17 protein-coding genes and 1 tRNA gene are annotated in these 18,014 nt (G+C 75.0%); 8 read left to right on the top strand and 10 right to left on the bottom strand.

Annotation, left to right across the window (positions count from 1 at the left end; all coding sequences use genetic code 11):
* Positions 1–46: 46 nt before the first annotated feature.
* Positions 47–127 (bottom strand) — tRNA-Tyr (locus ACIRST_RS25080).
* Between the two features lie 217 nt (positions 128–344).
* On the opposite strand from ACIRST_RS25080, the gene ACIRST_RS25075 reads away from it, so the two are divergent.
* Positions 345–833 (top strand): YajQ family cyclic di-GMP-binding protein, encoded by a 489-nt coding sequence (locus ACIRST_RS25075; protein WP_350521529.1) that lies wholly within the window; start codon positions 345–347, stop codon positions 831–833.
* Between the two features lie 123 nt (positions 834–956).
* On the opposite strand, the gene ACIRST_RS25070 is transcribed toward ACIRST_RS25075, so the two are convergent.
* Positions 957–1,586, bottom strand: a complete 630-nt coding sequence (locus tag ACIRST_RS25070; protein WP_402804431.1) for a hypothetical protein — start codon at positions 1,584–1,586, stop codon at positions 957–959.
* A gap of 106 nt (positions 1,587–1,692) precedes the next feature.
* Positions 1,693–2,181, bottom strand: coding sequence for a hypothetical protein (locus ACIRST_RS25065; RefSeq protein ID WP_396549101.1), 489 nt, complete (start codon positions 2,179–2,181; stop codon positions 1,693–1,695).
* A gap of 825 nt (positions 2,182–3,006) precedes the next feature.
* On the opposite strand from ACIRST_RS25065, the gene ACIRST_RS25060 reads away from it, so the two are divergent.
* From ACIRST_RS25060 to mug, 4 genes are all read left to right on the top strand, one after another.
* Positions 3,007–4,395, top strand: coding sequence for a dipeptidase (locus ACIRST_RS25060; protein WP_402804429.1), 1,389 nt, complete (start codon positions 3,007–3,009; stop codon positions 4,393–4,395).
* 98 nt (positions 4,396–4,493) lie between these two features.
* Entirely contained in the window at positions 4,494–5,573 is a 1,080-nt protein-coding gene (locus tag ACIRST_RS25055) for an aminopeptidase P family protein (protein ID WP_402804435.1), read from the top strand.
* Between the two features lie 190 nt (positions 5,574–5,763).
* A complete protein-coding gene (locus tag ACIRST_RS25050) occupies positions 5,764–6,684 on the top strand; it encodes a phosphatase PAP2 family protein (RefSeq protein ID WP_402804428.1) in 921 nt (306 codons plus the stop codon).
* A complete protein-coding gene (gene mug / locus ACIRST_RS25045) occupies positions 6,681–7,259 on the top strand; it encodes a G/U mismatch-specific DNA glycosylase (RefSeq protein ID WP_402804426.1) in 579 nt (192 codons plus the stop codon). The genes ACIRST_RS25050 and mug overlap by 4 nt, the downstream gene beginning before the upstream one ends.
* Here the strand turns inward: mug and ACIRST_RS25040 are convergent.
* Positions 7,181–8,206, bottom strand: coding sequence for a LysR family transcriptional regulator (locus ACIRST_RS25040; RefSeq protein WP_402804425.1), 1,026 nt, complete (start codon positions 8,204–8,206; stop codon positions 7,181–7,183). The two genes, mug and ACIRST_RS25040, sit on opposite strands and share 79 nt — an antisense overlap.
* A gap of 145 nt (positions 8,207–8,351) precedes the next feature.
* Here ACIRST_RS25040 and ACIRST_RS25035 point away from each other — a divergent pair, with 145 nt between their 5' ends.
* Positions 8,352–9,356 (top strand): NADP-dependent oxidoreductase, encoded by a 1,005-nt coding sequence (locus ACIRST_RS25035; RefSeq protein ID WP_402804423.1) that lies wholly within the window; start codon positions 8,352–8,354, stop codon positions 9,354–9,356.
* A gap of 136 nt (positions 9,357–9,492) precedes the next feature.
* On the opposite strand, the gene ACIRST_RS25030 is transcribed toward ACIRST_RS25035, so the two are convergent.
* A complete protein-coding gene (locus ACIRST_RS25030) occupies positions 9,493–10,479 on the bottom strand; it encodes a sigma-70 family RNA polymerase sigma factor (protein ID WP_402804422.1) in 987 nt (328 codons plus the stop codon).
* A gap of 74 nt (positions 10,480–10,553) precedes the next feature.
* On the opposite strand from ACIRST_RS25030, the gene ACIRST_RS25025 reads away from it, so the two are divergent.
* Positions 10,554–11,243 carry an NAD(P)H-dependent oxidoreductase gene (locus tag ACIRST_RS25025; protein ID WP_350521536.1) on the top strand — a complete coding sequence of 230 codons (690 nt, stop codon included), beginning with the start codon at positions 10,554–10,556 and terminating at the stop codon, positions 11,241–11,243.
* Between the two features lie 50 nt (positions 11,244–11,293).
* On the opposite strand, the gene ACIRST_RS25020 is transcribed toward ACIRST_RS25025, so the two are convergent.
* From ACIRST_RS25020 to ACIRST_RS25010, 3 genes are all read right to left on the bottom strand, one after another.
* On the bottom strand, positions 11,294–12,268 hold the full coding sequence (locus ACIRST_RS25020) for a M48 family metalloprotease (RefSeq protein WP_402804420.1): 975 nt from the start codon (positions 12,266–12,268) through the stop codon (positions 11,294–11,296).
* 3 nt (positions 12,269–12,271) lie between these two features.
* Positions 12,272–12,697, bottom strand: a complete 426-nt coding sequence (locus ACIRST_RS25015; RefSeq protein WP_350521538.1) for a BlaI/MecI/CopY family transcriptional regulator — start codon at positions 12,695–12,697, stop codon at positions 12,272–12,274.
* A 168-nt stretch (positions 12,698–12,865) separates the two neighbouring features.
* Complete coding sequence (locus tag ACIRST_RS25010; protein WP_402804418.1) at positions 12,866–13,774, bottom strand: DMT family transporter; 909 nt, start codon at positions 13,772–13,774, stop codon at positions 12,866–12,868.
* Between ACIRST_RS25010 and ACIRST_RS25005 the strand changes: the two genes are divergently transcribed.
* On the top strand, positions 13,773–15,227 hold the full coding sequence (locus ACIRST_RS25005; RefSeq protein ID WP_402804416.1) for a PLP-dependent aminotransferase family protein: 1,455 nt from the start codon (positions 13,773–13,775) through the stop codon (positions 15,225–15,227). The two genes, ACIRST_RS25010 and ACIRST_RS25005, sit on opposite strands and share 2 nt — an antisense overlap.
* 99 nt (positions 15,228–15,326) lie before the next feature.
* Here the strand turns inward: ACIRST_RS25005 and htpX are convergent, their stop codons facing one another.
* Both htpX and ACIRST_RS24995 read right to left on the bottom strand, forming a co-directional pair.
* Complete coding sequence (htpX, locus tag ACIRST_RS25000) at positions 15,327–16,190, bottom strand: zinc metalloprotease HtpX (protein ID WP_350521541.1); 864 nt, start codon at positions 16,188–16,190, stop codon at positions 15,327–15,329.
* Between the two features lie 214 nt (positions 16,191–16,404).
* Positions 16,405–17,973 carry an NADH-quinone oxidoreductase subunit N gene (locus ACIRST_RS24995; RefSeq protein ID WP_402804414.1) on the bottom strand — a complete coding sequence of 523 codons (1,569 nt, stop codon included), beginning with the start codon at positions 17,971–17,973 and terminating at the stop codon, positions 16,405–16,407.
* Between the last annotated feature and the right edge of the window lie 41 nt (positions 17,974–18,014).

The following is an 18,014-nucleotide window of genomic DNA, read 5'->3' as shown; positions in this document are numbered from 1 at the left end:
GCCCCTGATCTGCGTTTCCGCAGATCAGGGGCTGTTTTCTATCCTGTGGCTGGTGCAGGGTTCGAACCTGCGTAGCTTGCGCGACAGATTTACAGTCTGCTCCCTTTGGCCGCTCGGGCAACCAGCCAGGATGTTCGTCGTCCGGGGTGTTCGCCCCGTTCGACTTGGTAAACCATACCCGATGCCGGGGGGTGCTTCGCCACTCGGTGGATCACCCGACGATCAAGGAACACCGGGCAGTCGTCGCGGGCGAGGGCGGGGTGGCGCTGGATAGGCTGGGGCGGCGGGCGCCCGGTGGGGCGGGCCGTGTCAGTGAAGCCAGAGCATCAAGGAGACCAACACCCATGGCCGACTCCAGTTTCGACATCGTCTCGAAGGTCGAGTGGCAGGAGGTCGACAACGCGATCAACCAGACCTCCCGTGAGATCGCGACGCGCTTCGACTTCAAGGGCGTGGGCGGCGAGATCAGCCGCTCCGGCGAAAAGATCGAGATGAAGGCCAACGGCGAGGAGCGCGTGCGCGCCATCCTCGACGTGCTGCAGACGAAGTTCGTCAAGCGCGGCCTGTCGCTGAAGGCTCTGGACGCCGCCGAGCCGCAGCTCTCCGGCAAGGAGTACAAGATCTTCGCCAACGTCAAGGAGGGCATCACCACGGAGGACGCGAAGAAGGTCGCGAAGATCATCCGTGACGAGGGCCCGAAGGGCGTCAAGGCTCAGGTCCAGGGCGACGAGCTGCGCGTCAGCTCGAAGAGCCGCGACGACCTCCAGGCCGTGCAGGCCCTGCTCAAGGGCAAGGACCTGGACTTCGCGATCCAGTACGTGAACTACCGCTGATCGCGGACCACGCCTGACCACGGACCACGCCCGGTCGTGGTCCGCCGTCGGCCTCCGGCCGGCGGGACGAACGGTACGGCCCCGCTCCCGGGTTCGGGAGCGGGGCCGTTCGCGTCGCCGGAGTCAGCCGGCGGCGGGGTGGGTACGGGCCGCCGCGGTCAGTGCCTGGGCCCGGGCCCGGAGGGCGTCGAGCTGCTGCTGCACGGTGGCCGCGGAGGGCGGGGTGGCGGTGTCGGGGAGCCTGGACGGCGCCGGGGCGGGCAGCGACGGGAGGGCCGGGAGCTGCCCGATCAGGCCCTGCAGGGCGGCCTGGAGAGCAGCGATGAGCTGCTGGAGGGCTCCGAGGTCGGGAACGGCGGAGGTCACCGTCGAGAGCAGGTCGGTGACCAGCTTGACGATGTCGTCCACCGCCCCGAGCGCCGCGCTCGGGTCCGGTGTCGCGGGGAGGGCCGGGAGGCTCGACGTGTCGGGGAGCGCGGACTTGGCGGGGAGGGCCGACGTGGCCGGGGCCGCCGGTTCGGAGGCCGGGAGGGTGCTCGGCAGGGCCGGGACCGTCACGGGGGCGACGGACAGCGCGGACAGGCCGAACAGGCCCGGCACGGCGGACAGACCGGGCACGGCGGGCACGGCCGCGCCGGGAACGGTGGTACGGGTGGCCGCGGCTCCGTTGCCGGCGGCGGTGGCGGACGACGTGGCGACAGTGGTCAGCGCGAACGCTGCGGTCAGCACGACGGCCATCCGGGTGGCACGCATGGGTACTGCTTCCTCTCGCTGTGGATCAGGCGAGATCGCCTGATCACACGGTCGGGCAGTCCTCGGGACGCGGCCACCGCGCCTACGCCGAACGGTGCGTGACGGCTCAGTCGATCCCGGCCCACCCTCCGGTGCTGCGGTACGCCCCCAGGCCGACCGAGTCGAACTCGTCCACCCGGCCCTCCTCGGTGCGCACGCCGAGCCGCCGAAGGGCTTGGGAGATCGGTGTGTCGGCCGGTGCGGGCTCGAACTCGCCGATGGCGAGCGGGCCGAGGACGATCCGGCCGTTCTCCCAGACCACGGCGCGCTGGGTGCCGCTGCCGCCGTAGTACTCGGCCTCGACGCAGGCGATCGGGCCGGCCTTCGACCAGGCGGCCAGCCGGAGTTCGAAGCCGTCGGAGTGCCAGCCGAATCCGGATCCGCCGACGGGCTTCAGCACGCTGCCGTCGCCCTGGAGCGCGGCGAGGACCCCGGAGGTGACCGGTATCAGCGCCATCCCCTGCGCCAACGCCACCACCCGGGCCGCCGGAACCTCCGCCGCTGCCACCCTGAGCAGCTCCAATGTTCCTATCAGCGCCTGGAGTTCGTAGGACATGCCGGTCATGGTGTCCCACCGCACCGACAGTCGGCCCGGAATTTATGATTCCGTGCCCGGTCGGAGACCGTAGAGCAGACTGAGCACCGTCAAGCACCGGGCCGCGGCGCCGAACGCGCCGACGCCCGCGGCCGGTCACCCGCTCGGGCGCGTGCCGCATGCGGCGGCCCCGGCATCCGGATGGACTGGCCGGGTACGGCCCGCCACGGGGCCCTTCCCCCGGCTCCCGCGCCATCGGCCGACGCCTACCGCCACCGGCCGACGACGACCGACGACCGACGACCGACGACCGACGACGGCCGCAGTCTGCCGCGGCCCGGCGTGGGCGGCCGCTTCCACCCGCAGTCGAGCGCAGTCGAGCGGGGCCGTACCGGAGGAGGATCGGATGAGTTCCACGGACGCGACGTCCTGGGTGCTGCTCGCGCTCGCGGCGACCGCTTCGGTGGCCGCTTCAGTGGCCGCTTCTGTGGCCGCTTCGGTGGCCGGTCTGCGCTCCGCCCCCGCCGCGGCGGTCCCCGGCCTGGCCCGCGCCCTCCTCCGCCCCGTCCCGCCGGTCGGGTTCGACGACCGCGGGGATCGCGGGCGGCGGTCCGCCGGTGCCCGGCCCGCTCGCGCACCTCTTCCGCCCGCCGCGCAAGCCGGGTCGGCGCTCTCCGGACACGACCAGGGGCACGGCAACGGACACCGACAGGACCACGGGCACGGCCACGGTCGCCGGACCGGCGGCGCAGCGGGCGTACGGACCGCGCGGCCCCGCGGCGACCCGGTGCGGGACCGGACCCGACAGGCGACACCGCCCGCAGCCCGACCCCAGGGAGCCTCCGCATGAGCAACACCGCGCACACCGGCCCGAGCAGCGACGACAGCGACGAACTCGCGCGCCGGATCGCCGGGTTGATGCCCCGCGCGCGGGATGACCTGGCCGAGCTGGTGGCCATCCCGTCGGTCGCCGACCCCCGGCAGTACCCGCCGGAGAAGTGCCGCCAGGCCGCCGAGTGGGTCGCCGCCACCTTCACCGAGGCAGGCCTGCGCGACGTCCACCTGGAGGAGACCCCGGACGGCAGTCTCGCCGTGATCGGCCACCGCCCGCCGCCGCCCGGCGCCCCGACCGTGCTGCTCTACAGCCACTACGACGTCCAGCCCCCGCTGGACGAAGCCGCCTGGGACTCACCGCCGTTCGAGCTGACCGAGCGCGACGGCCGCTGGTACGGGCGCGGCGCCGCCGACTGCAAGGGCAACATCGTCATGCAGCTCACCGCGCTGCGCGCGCTCGACGGGGACGTGCCGGTCGGCCTCAAGCTGGTGGTCGAGGGCTCCGAGGAGCAGGGCACCGGCGGTCTGGAGCGGTACCTGCCGCCGCACGCCGGGGAGTTGCACGCGGACGCCCTGCTGATCTGCGACACCGGCAACGCGGCCGTCGGCGTCCCGACCGCCACCACCTCGCTGCGCGGGGTCACCGAGGTGGTGGTCACCGTCCGGACGCTCGCGGGCGACCTGCACTCCGGCATGTTCGGCGGCCCGGCCCCGGACGCCCTCGCCGCGCTGATCCGGATGCTCGACTCGCTGCGCGACGCCGACGGCGGCACCCGGATCGACGGACTGGACCACGGCGGGACGTGGAGCGGCGTCGGCTACGACGAGAGCGCCTTCCGCACCGACGCCGGTGTCCTGGACGGCGTCCGGCTGACCGGCTCCGGCACGGTCGCCGACCGGCTCTGGGCCCGCCCCTCCGTCACCGTGCTCGGCATCGACTGCCCGCCCGTGGTCGGCTCGGCCGCCGCCGTCCCGGCCGCCGCCCGGGCCCGGGTGAGCCTGCGGGTGCCGCCCGGCACCGGGGCCCGCGCCGCCCAGGACGCGCTGGTCGCGCACCTGGAGGCCGCCGCGCCGTGGGGCGTGCTGGTGGACGTCGAACGGGAGGGCGCCGGATCGCCGTTCCGGGCCGCCACCGGCGGGCCCGCGTACGCCGCGCTCGACCGGGCGATGCGGGAGGTCTACGGCGCACCGGTCTCCTTTCTGGGCCAGGGCGGCTCGATCCCGCTCTGCGACGTCCTCGCCACCACCTACCCCGACGCGGAGATCATCCTGATGGGCGTCGAGGAGCCGCGCTGCCTGATCCACGCGCCGAACGAGAGCGTCGACCCGGACGAGATCGCGCACATGGCCCACGTCGGGGCGCTGTTCCTCCGGCACTTCGCCGACTCCGGGAGGCGCTGAGGGAATTCGAGGACGATGGAGTCCCAGCAGCGCCCGTCCGCCCCCGAGGAGGAACCGCCGTGCCCCGACCCTTCACCGTCGAGGACCACACCGCCCGGATGACCCGGGCCGCCGCCGAGGCGGCCGCCGCCGGGCTGGCCGGCCTGGTCGTCGCCCCCGGCCCCGACCTCTCCTACCTGTGCGGCTACACGCCCACCGCGATCACCGAGCGGCTGACCGCCCTCGTCCTCACCGCCGGGCGCGAACCCGTCCTGGTCGTCCCGAGGTTGGAGCGCCCGGACGCCGAGAAGGCGGTCGGTGCCCGGGCCGTCCGGCTGCTCGACTGGTCCGACGGCGAGGACCCGTTCGCCACCGCCGGCCCGCTGCTCGATCCGGCCGGGCGCTACGGCGTCTCCGACAACGCCTGGGCGATGCACCTGCTCGGTTTCCAGGCGGCGCTGCCCGGCGCCTCGTTCACCTCGCTCACCGAGACCCTGCCGATGCTGCGCGCGGTCAAGGACGACGAGGAGCTGGACCGCCTGGCCGCGGCCGGCGGCGCCGCGGACGCCGCCTACCGCGGGATCCTGGAAGTCGACTTCGCCGGCCGCCGGGAGACCGACGTGGCCGCCGACCTCGGCGCGCTGCTCATCCAGTACGGCCACAGCCAGGTGGACTTCACCGTGGTGGGTTCCGGCCCCAACGGCGCCGATCCGCACCACGAGGCCGGTGACCGGGTCATCCGAACGGGTGACACCGTGGTGCTGGACTTCGGCGGTCTCAAGGACGGCTACGGCTCCGACACCACACGGACGGTGCACGTCGGTACGGACGTCCCGACCGAGGTGCGGAAGGTGCACGAGCTGGTCCGGCGCGCCCAGCAGACCGCCTTCGACGCGGTCCGTCCCGGTGTCGGCTGCCAGGAGATCGACCGGATCGCCCGGCGGGTGATCACCGAGGGCGGCTACGGTGAGCACTTCATCCACCGCACCGGCCACGGCATCGGCACCACCACGCACGAACCGCCGTACCTGGTCGAGGGTGAGGAACGGCCGCTGGTGCCCGGGATGTGCTTCTCGATCGAGCCCGGGATCTACCTGCCCGGCCGGTTCGGGGTGCGGATCGAGGACATCGTCACCGTCACCGCGGCCGGCGGCCGCCGTTTCAACAACACCCCGCACGAGCTGGGCATCGTGGCGTGAACGCGATGCCCAGGACGACGCCGACAACGGCGCCGACCGGATCTGACGTTCTTACGATCTGGTCATATTTCATCCAGAGTCCTCCAAGTTTCGATTGCTAGTTTCGGTGCGCATGACCAAGACCCTCCCCCCGGCCCCGCCCCGCGCGCGGGCCGGGCGACCGCGCCCGGTGCCTCGACCCCGCCCCCGCGTGACGGGCTGGTCGAGACTCCGCTTCCTGGCCTGGCCGCTCTACCTCACCGGCCTCCTCTGGTTCCTGAGCGACGAGGGCATCCCGGCCGCCAATGACGTGCTGTTCCTCTGGCTGATCGGCGCCCTGCTCACCGGCGCCGTGCACAGCGGGCACGGCCCCCGCGGCTTCGTCCTGGTCCTGCGCGACTGGGTGCCGGTGATGGCCGTGGTCTGGACGTACTCCCTGCTGCGCGGCTACGGCGCGCACACCCCGTGGGCCCCGCACTGGCTGCCGCAGCTGCGCTTCGACGAGGTGCTCGGCTTCGGCGAGACCTGGACGGTCCGGCTCCAGCACGCCCTCTACACCCCCGGCTCACCGCACTGGTACGACTACGCGGCGGTGGGCGTCTACCTGTCGCACTTCTTCGTCGTCTTCCTGCTGCTCGCGGTGCTCTGGCGACGCGCGCACCACCGGTTCCGACAGCTGCTCGCCTGCTACCTGACGCTCACCTTCGCGGGCTTCGCCACCTACCTGCTCTACCCGGCCGACCCGCCGTGGCTGGTCGCCCAGCAGGGCAACCTGCCGCAGGTGTCCCGGGTGGTCTGGGAGGTGATCTCGGTGAGCGGGCTGCCGCAGGCCGACTCGCTGCTGGAGAACGGCAGCCAGTTCGCCAACGACGTCGCCGCGATGCCCTCGCTGCACTCCGCCTACCCGGCGATGCTGCTGTTCTTCCTCTGGCCCACCGCCCGTCCCTGGCTGCGGGCGGTCCTGGTCGCCTACCCGCTCGCGATGACGTTCACCCTGGTCTACGGCGCGGAGCACTTCATCATCGACGTCTTCGTCGGCTGGGCGTACGCGGCCGTGGTGGTGTTCGGCCTGCGGTGGCTGCGCAGCCGCCGCACGGCACCGGCGGAGGGCACGGCAGACTTGGCCGGGTGAAGCCGCACCCGCCGACGAAACCCACCGCCGAACAGCTGCTGGCCGCCGAGGACGCCACCATCCCGGACGTCTCCGGGCCGGGGCTGCGGGTGCTGTTCTGCGGCATCAACCCGGGCCTGTGGTCCGGCGCCACCGGGCACCACTTCGCCCGGCCCGGCAACCGCTTCTGGCCCGCGCTGCACCGCTCCGGCTTCACCGGGCGCCAGTACCGGCCGGACGAGCAGGAGCAGCTGCTCGCACTCGGCCTGGGCATCACCAACGTCGCCCCGCGCACCACGGCCAAAGCGGACGAGCTGAGCGCCGAGGAACTGCGCGAGGGCGGGGCCGCGCTGCGCGAGCGGGTGCTGCGGCTGCGCCCGCGGGTGCTGGCCGTCCTCGGCATCGGCGCCTACCGGACGGCCTTCGGGCACCGGCGGGCCGCCATCGGGCGCCAGCCGGAGGGCATCGGGGACACCGAGGTGTGGGTGCTGCCCAACCCCAGCGGCCTCAACGCGCACTACACGCTGGACGCGCTGGCCGGGGAGTTCCGCAAGCTCCGGGAGGCCGTCGAGGGCGAGCCTGCGGCCGGGGACTGAGTCGGCGTCGAGGACGGGCCCGCGACCGGGGGCCGAGCCGACGCCACAGGCCGGGCAGGTGCCAGTCCCGCCGGCAACCGCACCTCGCGCAGCTCGCGGATCACCGCCCGGACGGCGGCCGTCCCGGCCAGCTCGGGCGTGGTGACGTACCCGACCGAGCGGCTCGGCGGGCACGGCCCGAGATCCGCGACGGCGAGGCCGGGCGGGGCGCCGAGCAGCGCCGTCCGGGGCATGATCGCCATGCCGAGGCCCTGGGCGACCAGCGAGAGGGCCACCGTGTCGTCCTCCACGTCCACGGTGGCGGGCGGGATCCAGTCCTGCCGCTGCCACCAGTCCCGGGTGTACGAGCCGCAGTTCTCGTCCCAGTCGACCAGCGGGAGCTCACGCGGCGCCGGGTGGCCCTGCGGGTGCGCGAGCGCGTACGACTCCTCGTACAGGCGTACCGCGACCAGGCCCGGGACGGGCGGCGGACCGCCGGCGTCCAGGGTGGCCAGCCCGAGGTCGGCGCGGCCGTCGGCGACCTCCCCGGCGCTGCCGCGACCGATCTCCCGGACGATCCGGACGTGCGTGGCGAGCCCCGGGTGCCGCTCGGCGAGCCGGGCCAGGACGGGCGGCAGCAGATGGGCGGCGGCGCTGCGGAAGGCGGCGATCCGCAGCGTGCCGGTCAGCGGGCCGTCGGCGCCCGCGCCGCGCACCTCGGGACCCATCGCGTCCAGCAGCCGCAGGATCCGACGGGCGTACGCCACGGCCCGGGCGCCGGCATCGGTGGGGCGTGCGCCGTGGCGCCCGCGGTCGAAGAGCACCGCACCGAGCTTCCGCTCGCAGGCGCGCACGGCGTGCGAGACGGCGGACTGGGTGGTCTCCAGGCGCGTGGCAGCCGCCGTGAAGCTCCGCTCCTCGTCGACGGCGACCAGGATCCGCAGCTCGTGCGGGGCGAGATCGGTCATGCGCCCGAATCTAGTCCCGGACGTGTCGATCCATCGATCCGGCTCATGGAAGCCGCCGTTCCATCGACCACGGCCCCTGCCCGGCCGCTCCCCCGCTTCCTACGGTGATCACGTCCCGCCCGTCCTCACCCGTCCGGAGCACCCGATGTCCCGCCCCACCGCCCACGCCGTCCACCTGGTCTCCCGCCCCGACGGCGCGCCGACCGCCGCGAACTTCGCCTTCGTCGAGGAGACCGTCCCGGCGCTCGCGGCGGGCGAGGCCCTCGTCGAGAACCTCTACCAGTCCGTCGACCCGTACATGCGCGAGGAGATGGACGAGGGCGGCTGGGCGCTGCACGCGCCGCTGGAGGGCCGCACCCTCGGCCGGGTGGTGGAGTCCCGGGCCGACGCCCTGCCCGTCGGGGCGCTCGTCCACCACCGCCAGGCCTGGCGGACCCACTCGGTGGTCACCGCCGAACGGGCGAGCCTGCTGCCCGACTTCGCCGGGGTCCCGCTCAGCGCCCACCTGTCGGTGCTCGGCGGCACCGGCCTGTCCGCCTGGGTCGGCCTGACCCGGATCGCCCGCCTCCAGCCCGGCGAGACCCTGTTCGTCTCGGCGGCCGCCGGCGGCGTGGGCACCGCCGCCGGACAGCTCGCCCGACTGCTCGGTGCCGGACGGATCGTCGGCAGCACCGGCTCCGCCGCCAAGGCCGCCCACCTCACCGAACACCTCGGCTTCAACGCCGCCTTCGACTACCACGACGCCCCGATCGCGGAGCGCCTGCGCGAGGCCGCCCCCGAGGGGCTGCACGTGTACCTCGACAACGTCGGCGGCGACCACCTGGCGGCCGCCATCGGCGCGCTGCGCGACCACGGCCGGATCGCCTGGTGCGGCGCCGTCGCCCAGTACGACCACCCGCAGGCCCCGCCGGCGGCACCGCGCAACCTCTACGACGTGGTCGGCAAGAGCCTGCGGCTGGAGGGCTTCCTGGTCCGCAACCACCTCGACGCCCGGCCCGAGCTGTACGACTTCCTCGTCCCGCACCTGCGGTCGGGCGCCGTCGTCCCGGACGAGACGGTGGTGGACGGCTTCGAGCACGTGGTGGACGCCTTCCTCGGCATGCTGCGCGGCGCCAACACCGGGAAGATGCTGGTCCGGATCGCCGACTGACCCGTTCGCCGACTGACCCGTTCGCCGTCCGACGCGTACGACGAGCGGCCCGTCCGACGGCCGACCCGTCGACGACCGGACGCATCCGCCGACCGGGCGCGCGTCCGACGACCGGACCGCGCCCGGTCGGCGAAGGTCACCCCGGCAGCACGGCCAGGTCGAGGGCGGCGAGCCGGGCCGGGTCGGCGACCACCTCGTAGCCGGCCACCCGGCCGTCCGCCACCGCCACCCGCAGCACCAGCCACAGCCGCCCGCCCGGCGCGATCAGGATGCCGGGCACCCCGTCCACCAGGGCCACCGCACCGTGCCGGGCCCGGCGGCCGAGGACGGTGGTCTCCCGGGCGACCGTCGCCGCGCCCCGGGCCACCGGGGAACGCCCGGGCGGCAGCGCCGCCGGATCGGCCCGGCGCACCACGTCCGGGGCCAGGACGGCCAGCAGCCCGGCCAGGTCCCCGTCGCGGGCCGCGGCCAGGAAGGCCTCCACCACCCGCCGGTGCCCGGCCAGCGGCTCCGGGGGCAGCGCGGCCGTGCCGCGGACCCGCTGCCGGGCGCGGCTGGCCAGCTTCTTGGCGGCGACCGGGGTCCGTCCGACGATCGGCGCGATCTGGTCGAAGGGCACCGCGAAGCCGTCGTGCAGTACGAAGGCGACCCGCTCGGCCGGGCCCAGCCGGTCCAGCACCACGAGCAGCGCCCGGCCCACCGACTCGACCAGCAAGGCCTCCCGTTCCGGATCCGCGCCGCCGCCCGCCGCGTCCGGCAGTGCCTCATCGGTCGGCTCCTCGCGGCGCGCGGCGCGGGCCCGCAACAGGTCCAGGCAGATCCGGGAGACCACGGTGGTCAGCCAGCCGGGCAGGTTGTCGATCTCTACCGGGTCGGTCCGGACCAGCCGCAGCCAGGCCTCCTGCACGGCGTCCTCGGCCTCACCGGTCGATCCGAGCATCCGCCGGGCGATCGCCAGCAGCCGCCCGCGCTCGGTCTCGAACCGCGCCGCCGTCCCCTCGGGCGTCGCCCCGCCGGCGCCCGTCCCCTCCGCGGTCGGCCCCTCTGCGGTCGGCCCCTTCGCGCCCGGCCCCTTCGCGGCTGCGCTCTCGGGGGTCGCTCCCGTCGTCCCGTCCCGGTCCATCGGTCACCTTTCCTCGGCCCGGCCCGTCACCGCTATGACGATCCGTCCGCCCCCGAGGTGACAAGGAGACCGCCATGACCTCCGCCACGCTGCTCCACCTGGACTCCGGCATCAGCCCGACCGGCTCGGTCAGCCGCGCCCTGACCGACCGCTTCGCCACCGCCTGGCGCGCCCGGCACGGCGACACCGCCCGGCTCCGGTACCGCGACCTCGCCGCCGACCCGGTGCCCGCGGTGGGCGCCGCCTACGAGACCCTCGGCCGCCGGACCGAGCGCAAGGGCCCGCTCCCGCCGGAGGACGTCGCCGCGCTGGCCGAGAACCCGGACGAGGCGCGCGAGTGGGCGCTCAGCCGCCCGCTGATCGAGGAGCTGCGGGCCGCCGACACCCTGCTGCTCGGCAGCCCGATGTACAACCTCACCGTCTCGTCCGGCCTCAAGGCGTGGATCGACCGGGTCTCCTTCCCCGGCGCCTACGTCGATCCGGGCACCGGCGAGCGGCTGCTGCGCGACACCCGCGTGGTGGTCGTCGCCGTCCGCGGCGGAGGCTACGGGCCCGGCACCCCGCGCGAGCACGTCGACTTCCAGGTCCCGTACCTGCGGGCGTACTTCGGCAACCTCGGGGTCACCGCGCAGCACCTGCACGTCGTCACCGCCGAACTCACCCGGGCCGCGGACGTCCCCGCGCTGAACGGCCTGGAGCCGCTCGCCGTCGAGTCCCTGGCGGCAGCCGAGGCCGCCGTCGACGAACTGGCCGCGGCGCTCTGAGCCGCACCGGCCCGCACCGGCCCGCACAGCCCGCACGGCCCGCACCGGCCCTACAGCGGGGTGACGGCCTTCAGCACCAGCAGCAGGGCCACGGCGGCGTTGAGCGCGCACAGCGCCGACGCCGCCGTGCCGACGGCGGCGACCATCGCCGCCAGGCCCGCCGGGGTCTTGGCCGGCGGCCAATTGCGGGAGGTCGGCACCGGGCCGAGCAGTGCGGCGACCCTGCGCGGCACCGGGCCGGCCGCCGCAGCAGCCGCGGCCGGGGAGGTCGGGGAGGCGAAGGCCGCGAAGCCGGGCGCCGGGGCCGCGTGCGAGACCAGCGCCGCCCGGGCCACCGCCCGCGCGGTGATCCGGCGGTCCCCCACGGCCTGCGCCGAGTCCTCGTCCGCCCACCGCTCCGCGCTGTACGCGACCGCCGACTGCAGCGGCCGAAGGAAGGGGTTGACGCAGGCGGCGAGCTGGGTGGTCAGCAGGTACCGGTGGTGACGGTGGCGCAGGTGGGCCCGCTCGTGCGCGAGCAGCGCCTCCCGTTCGTCCGCCGCCAGACCGTCCAGCATCCCGGTGGAGACCACCACCCGCCCGGGCGAGCCCGGCAGCGCGTAGGCGTACGGGCTGCGGTCCGGCAGCACCGCGAGGTCACCGACCGTCTCCGGTCCTTCGGGCAGCCCGGACAGCGCCCGCCGGGCCCGGGCGCGCACCCGCAGGTGCCGGACGACCGTCCGGGCGCAGGCGAGGCCCACCAGCGCCAGCAGCCACATCGCGGCCGTCCCGACGCTCTCGTGGTAGGGCAGCGCGGCCCGCACCTCCGGGTCGGACCAGCTGTCCGGCAGCGGGTTGCCGGGGATCTGCGCGGTGCCCACCACGCCGATCAGTCCGAGGCAGAGCACGCTGCACACCGCCATCACCGCGCTGATCGCGGTCATCAGCCGGGCCGCGCCGCGCGGGTGCAGGTGCTGCTCGGTCAGGCGCGCGATCGGAACCGCGGTGAGCGGCAGGACGAGCGGGAGGAAGACGAAGAAGCCCACGGGTCAGCTCTCGCGGTCGGTCGCCGTCGGATCGGCGGAGGCCGCGTCGAGCAGCGCCCGCAGCAGGTCCTCGTCGTGCGGCAGCAGCGCGCTGACGAAGCTGGCCAGGACGGCGTCCCGGTCCGCCTCCCCGTCGAGCATCCGCCGCATCCGCAGCGCCGCCAGCCCGGCGGCGTCGGAGGAGGCCTGCCACAGGTAGGACCGGCCGGAGCGGGAGCGCGAGACGGCGTTCTTGGCGTGCAGCCGGGACAGGATGGTCATCACGGTGGTGTACGCCAGGTCGCCCTCCAGGCGCTCCTGGACCCACCCCGCGGTGGCCGGGCCGGGCGCCTGCTGGAGCACCGCCAGCACCTGCGCCTCCAGTTCGCCCTGGCCGCGTCGTCGGGCCGGCGCGTCCCCGGCCGCCGGGGCGTGCCTCTCGTCTGCCATGACGGCCCACTCCCTCCGGATGCCGCGCCCGGACCGACGGGCGCGGCTTCATCCTAACGAGCGCAGGACTGCTCCGAAGCGGTCGGCGCGGGGGTTCGGGGGCGTACGGTCGGCCGCGTCCGGGCCTCCCGTCCGCCGTCCCGTCCGCCGTCCCGTCCGCCCTCCGGATCAGGCCCGGGCCCGCTGGGTCACGGCGATGCAGACCAGCACCACCGCCGCCGTGACCGGTGCGGCGGCCGGCAGGTCCTCACCGAGCAGCAGCACCGACCAGACCAGCGTCAGCAGCGGCTGACCGAGCTGCAGCTGACTGGCCCTCGGCACGCCGATGGCGGCCATCCCCCGGTACCAGAGCACGAACGCGCCGAACTGCGACACCGCCGCGACGTACGCCAGTCCGACCAGCGCCTTCGCGCCGAACCGCACCGGCTCGGTGGCCAGCCCGAACGCCGAGGTCAGCAGCATCACGGGGAGCGCGGCCAGCACCGCCCAGGCGATCACCTGGGCGCCCGGGAGGTCCCGGGAGAGCCGCCCGCCCTCCGCGTACCCGGCCGCGCAGACCACCAGGCCGACGAACAGGTAGAGGTCGGCGAGGGACGGCCGGCCGTGGCTCTGCAGCAGGGTGAACACCAGGACGGCCGCCGCCCCCGCCAGCGCCGCCGCCCAGAACGCCCGGGACGGCCGCCGGCCGGTCCGCAGGGCCGAGACCACCGCCGTGGCCAGCGGCAGCACCCCGATCACCACCGCCGAGTGGGCGGTCGAGGAGGTACGCAGGGCGAGCGTGGTCAGCAACGGGAAGCCGAGGACGCAGCCGCCGGAGACGACCAGCAGGGCGGGCCAGTGCCGCCGCTTCGGCAGCGGGGCCGCGGCGGCCAGCAGGTAGAGCGCCGCCAGCACCCCGGCCAGGACACCGCGCAGGCCGGTCACGGACCACGGGCCGAAGCCGGTCAGGGACCACGCGGTGGCCGGGAAGCTGAGCGAGAAGGAGGCCACCCCGAGGGCGGCGAGGGCGGTGCCGGAGGCCGCGGCCTGCTTCGGTGCTATCGCCCGAGGAAGAGTAGCGCTATCTTGTACCGTCATGAATGAGCGTAGCAGTGTGGCCGAACTCGCCGATATCCTCCGGCGAGAGGTCGAGCGCTACCCGGAGGGACGGAAGCTGCCCGCCAGTCGGGCGCTGACGGAACGCCACCAGGTCAGCCCGGTGACGGTCTCCCGGGCCATCGCGGTGCTCGTCGCCGAAGGACTGGTGGTCTCCCGGCCCGGCGCCGGGGTCTTCCGGGCGGCGGCCTTCGCCGCGGCTCCGACCGCCCCCGCCGCACCGCCCGGGCGCACCGGCGACCTCTCCTGGCAGGAGATCGCGCTCAGCGCCGAGTCCGGCCCGCGCGACCTGCTCGCCGCCCCGGTGTTCGCCACCCTCCGGGTGCCGCCGCCCGACGTCATCGACCTCAACAGCGGCTACCCGCACGCCTCGCTGCTGCCCGAACGCCTGCTCGCCACCGCCCTCGCCCGGGCCGGCCGGCGCCCCGGCGCCTGGGACCGCCCGCCCGTCGACGGCCTCACCGAACTGCGCGGCTGGTTCGCCCGCGACATCGGCGGCCACGGCGGCCCGATCGGCGCCGGGGACGTCCTGATCACCGCCGGCGGCCAGAGCGGGCTCACCGTCGCCATGCGCTCGCTGGCCGCACCCGGCTCGGCGGTCCTGGTGGAGTCACCGACGTACCCGGGCATCCTGGCGGTCGTCCGGGCCGCCGGGCTGCGGCCCGTACCCGTCCCGATCGACGCCGACGGCGTCCGCACCGACCTGCTGGCGGACGCCTTCGCCGCCACCCGGGCCCGGGTCTTCGTCTGCCAGCCGCTGTTCCAGAACCCCACCGGCGCGGTGCTCTCCCCCCGGCGGCGGGAGGAGGTCCTGCGGATCGCCCGCGCGGCCGGGGCGTTCGTGATCGAGGACGACTTCGCCCGGCTGCTGGCCCACACGGACGCCCCGGCACTACCGCGCCCGCTCGCCGCCGACGACCGGGACGGCGTCGTGGTGCACCTGCGCTCGCTGACCAAGGCCGCCTCGCCCAACCTGCGGATCGGCGCCCTCACCGCCCGGGGCCCGGCCCTGGCCCGGCTGCGGGCCACCCAGGTGGTGGACAGCTTCTTCGTGCCCCGCCCGCTCCAGGAGGCGACGCTGGAACTGGTCGCCGACCCCGCCTGGGCCCGCCACCTGCGCACCCTCGGCGCCGAGCTGCGCGACCGCCGCACCGCCGCCGTCGCCGCCCTGCACCGCGAGCTGCCCGGACTCCTCACCATCCACCGCCCGGGCGGCTACCACCTGTGGCTGCGCCTGCCGGACGGCACCGACGACAGCGCCCTCGTCGCGGCCGCCCTGCGCACCGGCGTCCAGATCACCCCCGGCCGGCCGTACCACGCCGCCGAACCCCCGGCCCCCCACCTGCGCCTCAGCTACGCCGCCGCCGAGAGCCCCGCCCAGGTGGCCGAGGGCATCCACCGGCTGCGCCTGGCCTACGAGGAGACGACGAGCTGACAACCGGGGCGACGGACCACGGACGGCTGACGGCTGACGGCTGACGGCTGACGGCTGACGGCTGACGGCCCGAGCGGCGCGCCCCGGGCAGCGGACCGCCTACCGCCCGTGACCCGCCATCCGCTCCAGGCGGGCGATGCGCTCCGCCATCGGGGGGTGGGTGGAGAACAGCCTGGCGCCGGCCTCGCCCGGGCGGAACGGGCTGGCGATCATCATGTGGCTCGCCGTCTGGAGCTGCGGCTCGGGCGGGAGGGGGAGCCGACGGGTGCCGGCGTCGAGCTTGCGCAGGGCGCCGGCGAGGGCGAGCGGGTCACCGGTGATCCGGGCGCCGTCGGCGTCGGCCTGGTACTCGCGGGAACGGCTGACCGCCATCTGGATCAGTCCGGCCGCGAGCGGCCCGAGGATCATGATGGCGAGCATCCCGAACAGCCCCGGCCCGTCGTCGTCGTCGGAGCGGCCGAAGGGGATCAGCCAGGCGAAGTTCACCAGGAACATCACGACCGAGGCGAGTGCCCCGGCGACCGAGGAGATCAGGATGTCCCGGTTGTAGACGTGGCTCAGCTCGTGGCCGAGCACGCCCCGCAGCTCCCGTTCGTCCAGGATCTGCAGGATGCCCTCCGTGCAGCAGACCGCCGCGTTGCGCGGGTTGCGGCCGGTGGCGAAGGCGTTGGGCGCCGGGGTCGGGGAGATGTAGAGGCGGGGCATCGGCTGACGGGCGGCCGTGGAGAGCTCGCGCACGATCCGGTACAGCTGCGGAGCCTCGAACTCGCTGACCGGCCGGGCCCGCATGGCCCGCAGCGCGAGCTTGTCGCTGTTCCAGTACGCGTAGGCGTTGGTCCCGAGGGCGATCAGCAGGGCGATGATGAAGCCGGTGCGGCCGAAGAAGCTTCCGATCACCAGGATCAGCGCCGAGAGGCCGCCGAGCAGGACGGCGGTCCTCAGTCCGTTGTGCCGGCGGTGCACGTCAGGCCCTCCAGTGGTGCGGTGGGGAAGCCCTTTCTGCCTCGTCCCTCTTGCCCCGTCAACGGGCGGGGCCGGGGACCTTGTTCCCTTGTGACCGACGCGACACCGACGCGGTACCGCAGCACAGCCCCGGCGCACCGCGCCGCCGGTGCCGGGCGCCGATGCCGGCGCCGCACCACGCCGTGGGCACCGGCCGGCCCACCCGGGTGCGGGCTCAGAACAGCGAACCGCCCGCGACCTGCAGCACGAGCTGCGGTGCCACCGACAGGACCACCGCCGCCGAGGCGGTGAGCCCCAGGGTCGCGGACAGGCTGACCGGCAGCCGGCGCTCGGTCTCGACGGCGACGCCCGCCGGCGCCTCGGCCGCCGGGGCGAACAGCCGCGCCGTCCACAGCAGGTAGTAGTACAGGGCGACGACCACGTTGACGGCCATCACCACGGCCAGCCAGCCCAGCCCGGCGTCGACGGCCGAGCGGAACACCACGACCTTGCCGAACAGGCCGATCACGCCCGGCGGCAGCCCGGCCAGGCAGAGCAGGAAGAAGGCGAGCGCGAGCGCCGTCCAGCGACGGCGGGCGAAGAGGCCGCGGAAGTCGTCCACGCTGGTCCCGGCCCGGCGGCCGACCGCCGCGACCACCCCGAAGGCACCGAGGTTCACCACGCCGTAGATCAGCGCGTACGCGGCGGTGGCGCCGAGCTGGTCGGCCCCGGTCGGCGCGTAGCCGGCCGCGGCGAGCGGCACCAGCAGGTACCCGGCCTGGCCGACCGAGGACCAGGCGAGCAGCCGGACCGCGCTGTACCGGGTGTCGAAGCGCTGGCGCAGCGCGCCGACGTTGCCGACGGTCATGGTGACGGCGGCCAGCACCGCGAGCACCAGGCCCCAGGTGTGCGCGTAGGGCCGGAAGGCGACGGTGGTGGCGAGGGCGAGCCCGGAGAGGCCGGCCGCCTTTCCGACCACCGAGAGGTAACCGGCCACCGGCAGCGGGGCGCCGGTGTAGGTGTCGGGGACCCAGAAGTGGAACGGGACGGCGGCGACCTTGAACGCGAAGCCGACCAGGGTCAGCACCGCGCCCGCCTCGGCCAGCGGCTTGAGCTGTCCGGGGGCGTGCTCCAGGCCCTGGGCGACGGCGCCGAGGTGCAGGCTGCCGCTCGCCGCGTAGACGAAGCCGATGCCGAGCAGCATCACGGCGGTCGCGGTCACGGAGGAGACGAAGAACTTGAGCGCGGCCTCCGCGCCCCGGCCGTCCCGGCGCAGCGCGACCAGGGCGAAGGCGGGCAGCGAGGCGACCTCCAGGGCGATCACCATGGTGGCGAGGTCGCGGGAGGCGGGCAGCAGGGCGGCGCCGGTGGCGCTGGAGAGCAGCAGGAACCAGTACTCGCCCCGGGGGAGCTTCTCGTCGTCCACCGTGTGGATCGACAGCAGCGCCGCGATCAGCGCGCCGCCGAGGGCGAGCAGCTGGAACACCAGCGCGAAGTGGTCGGCGACGTAGGAGCAGCCGGCCGCAGCGGCGCCGATCGGCGGAGTGTCAGTGGCTCCTGTTACGTTCTGCACGCAGAAGGTCGCTCGGGGCGACCCACCGGTGAGGGGAAGGAGCGCGATGAGGGCGAGGGCGAGTCCGGCCGCGGTGAGGCGGCCGAGCCACTTCTTGTGCCGCTCGGGCAGGAACAGGTCCGTGACCAGCACGGCGAGGGCGGCCACGGCGGCGATCAGCGGGGGCGCGATCGCCACCCAGTCCACGGACTGGATCAGGCTGCCCGGGTTGGCTACGGCGAGGGAGGTCACAGTGTGCTGCCCCGTGGAGTGAGGTCCGAGTGCGGCGGTCT

The organism is Kitasatospora sp. NPDC101447, from assembly GCF_044767225.1.
Taxonomy (GTDB): domain Bacteria; phylum Actinomycetota; class Actinomycetes; order Streptomycetales; family Streptomycetaceae; genus Kitasatospora.
This window is presented reverse-complemented; position numbering and strand designations above follow the sequence as displayed.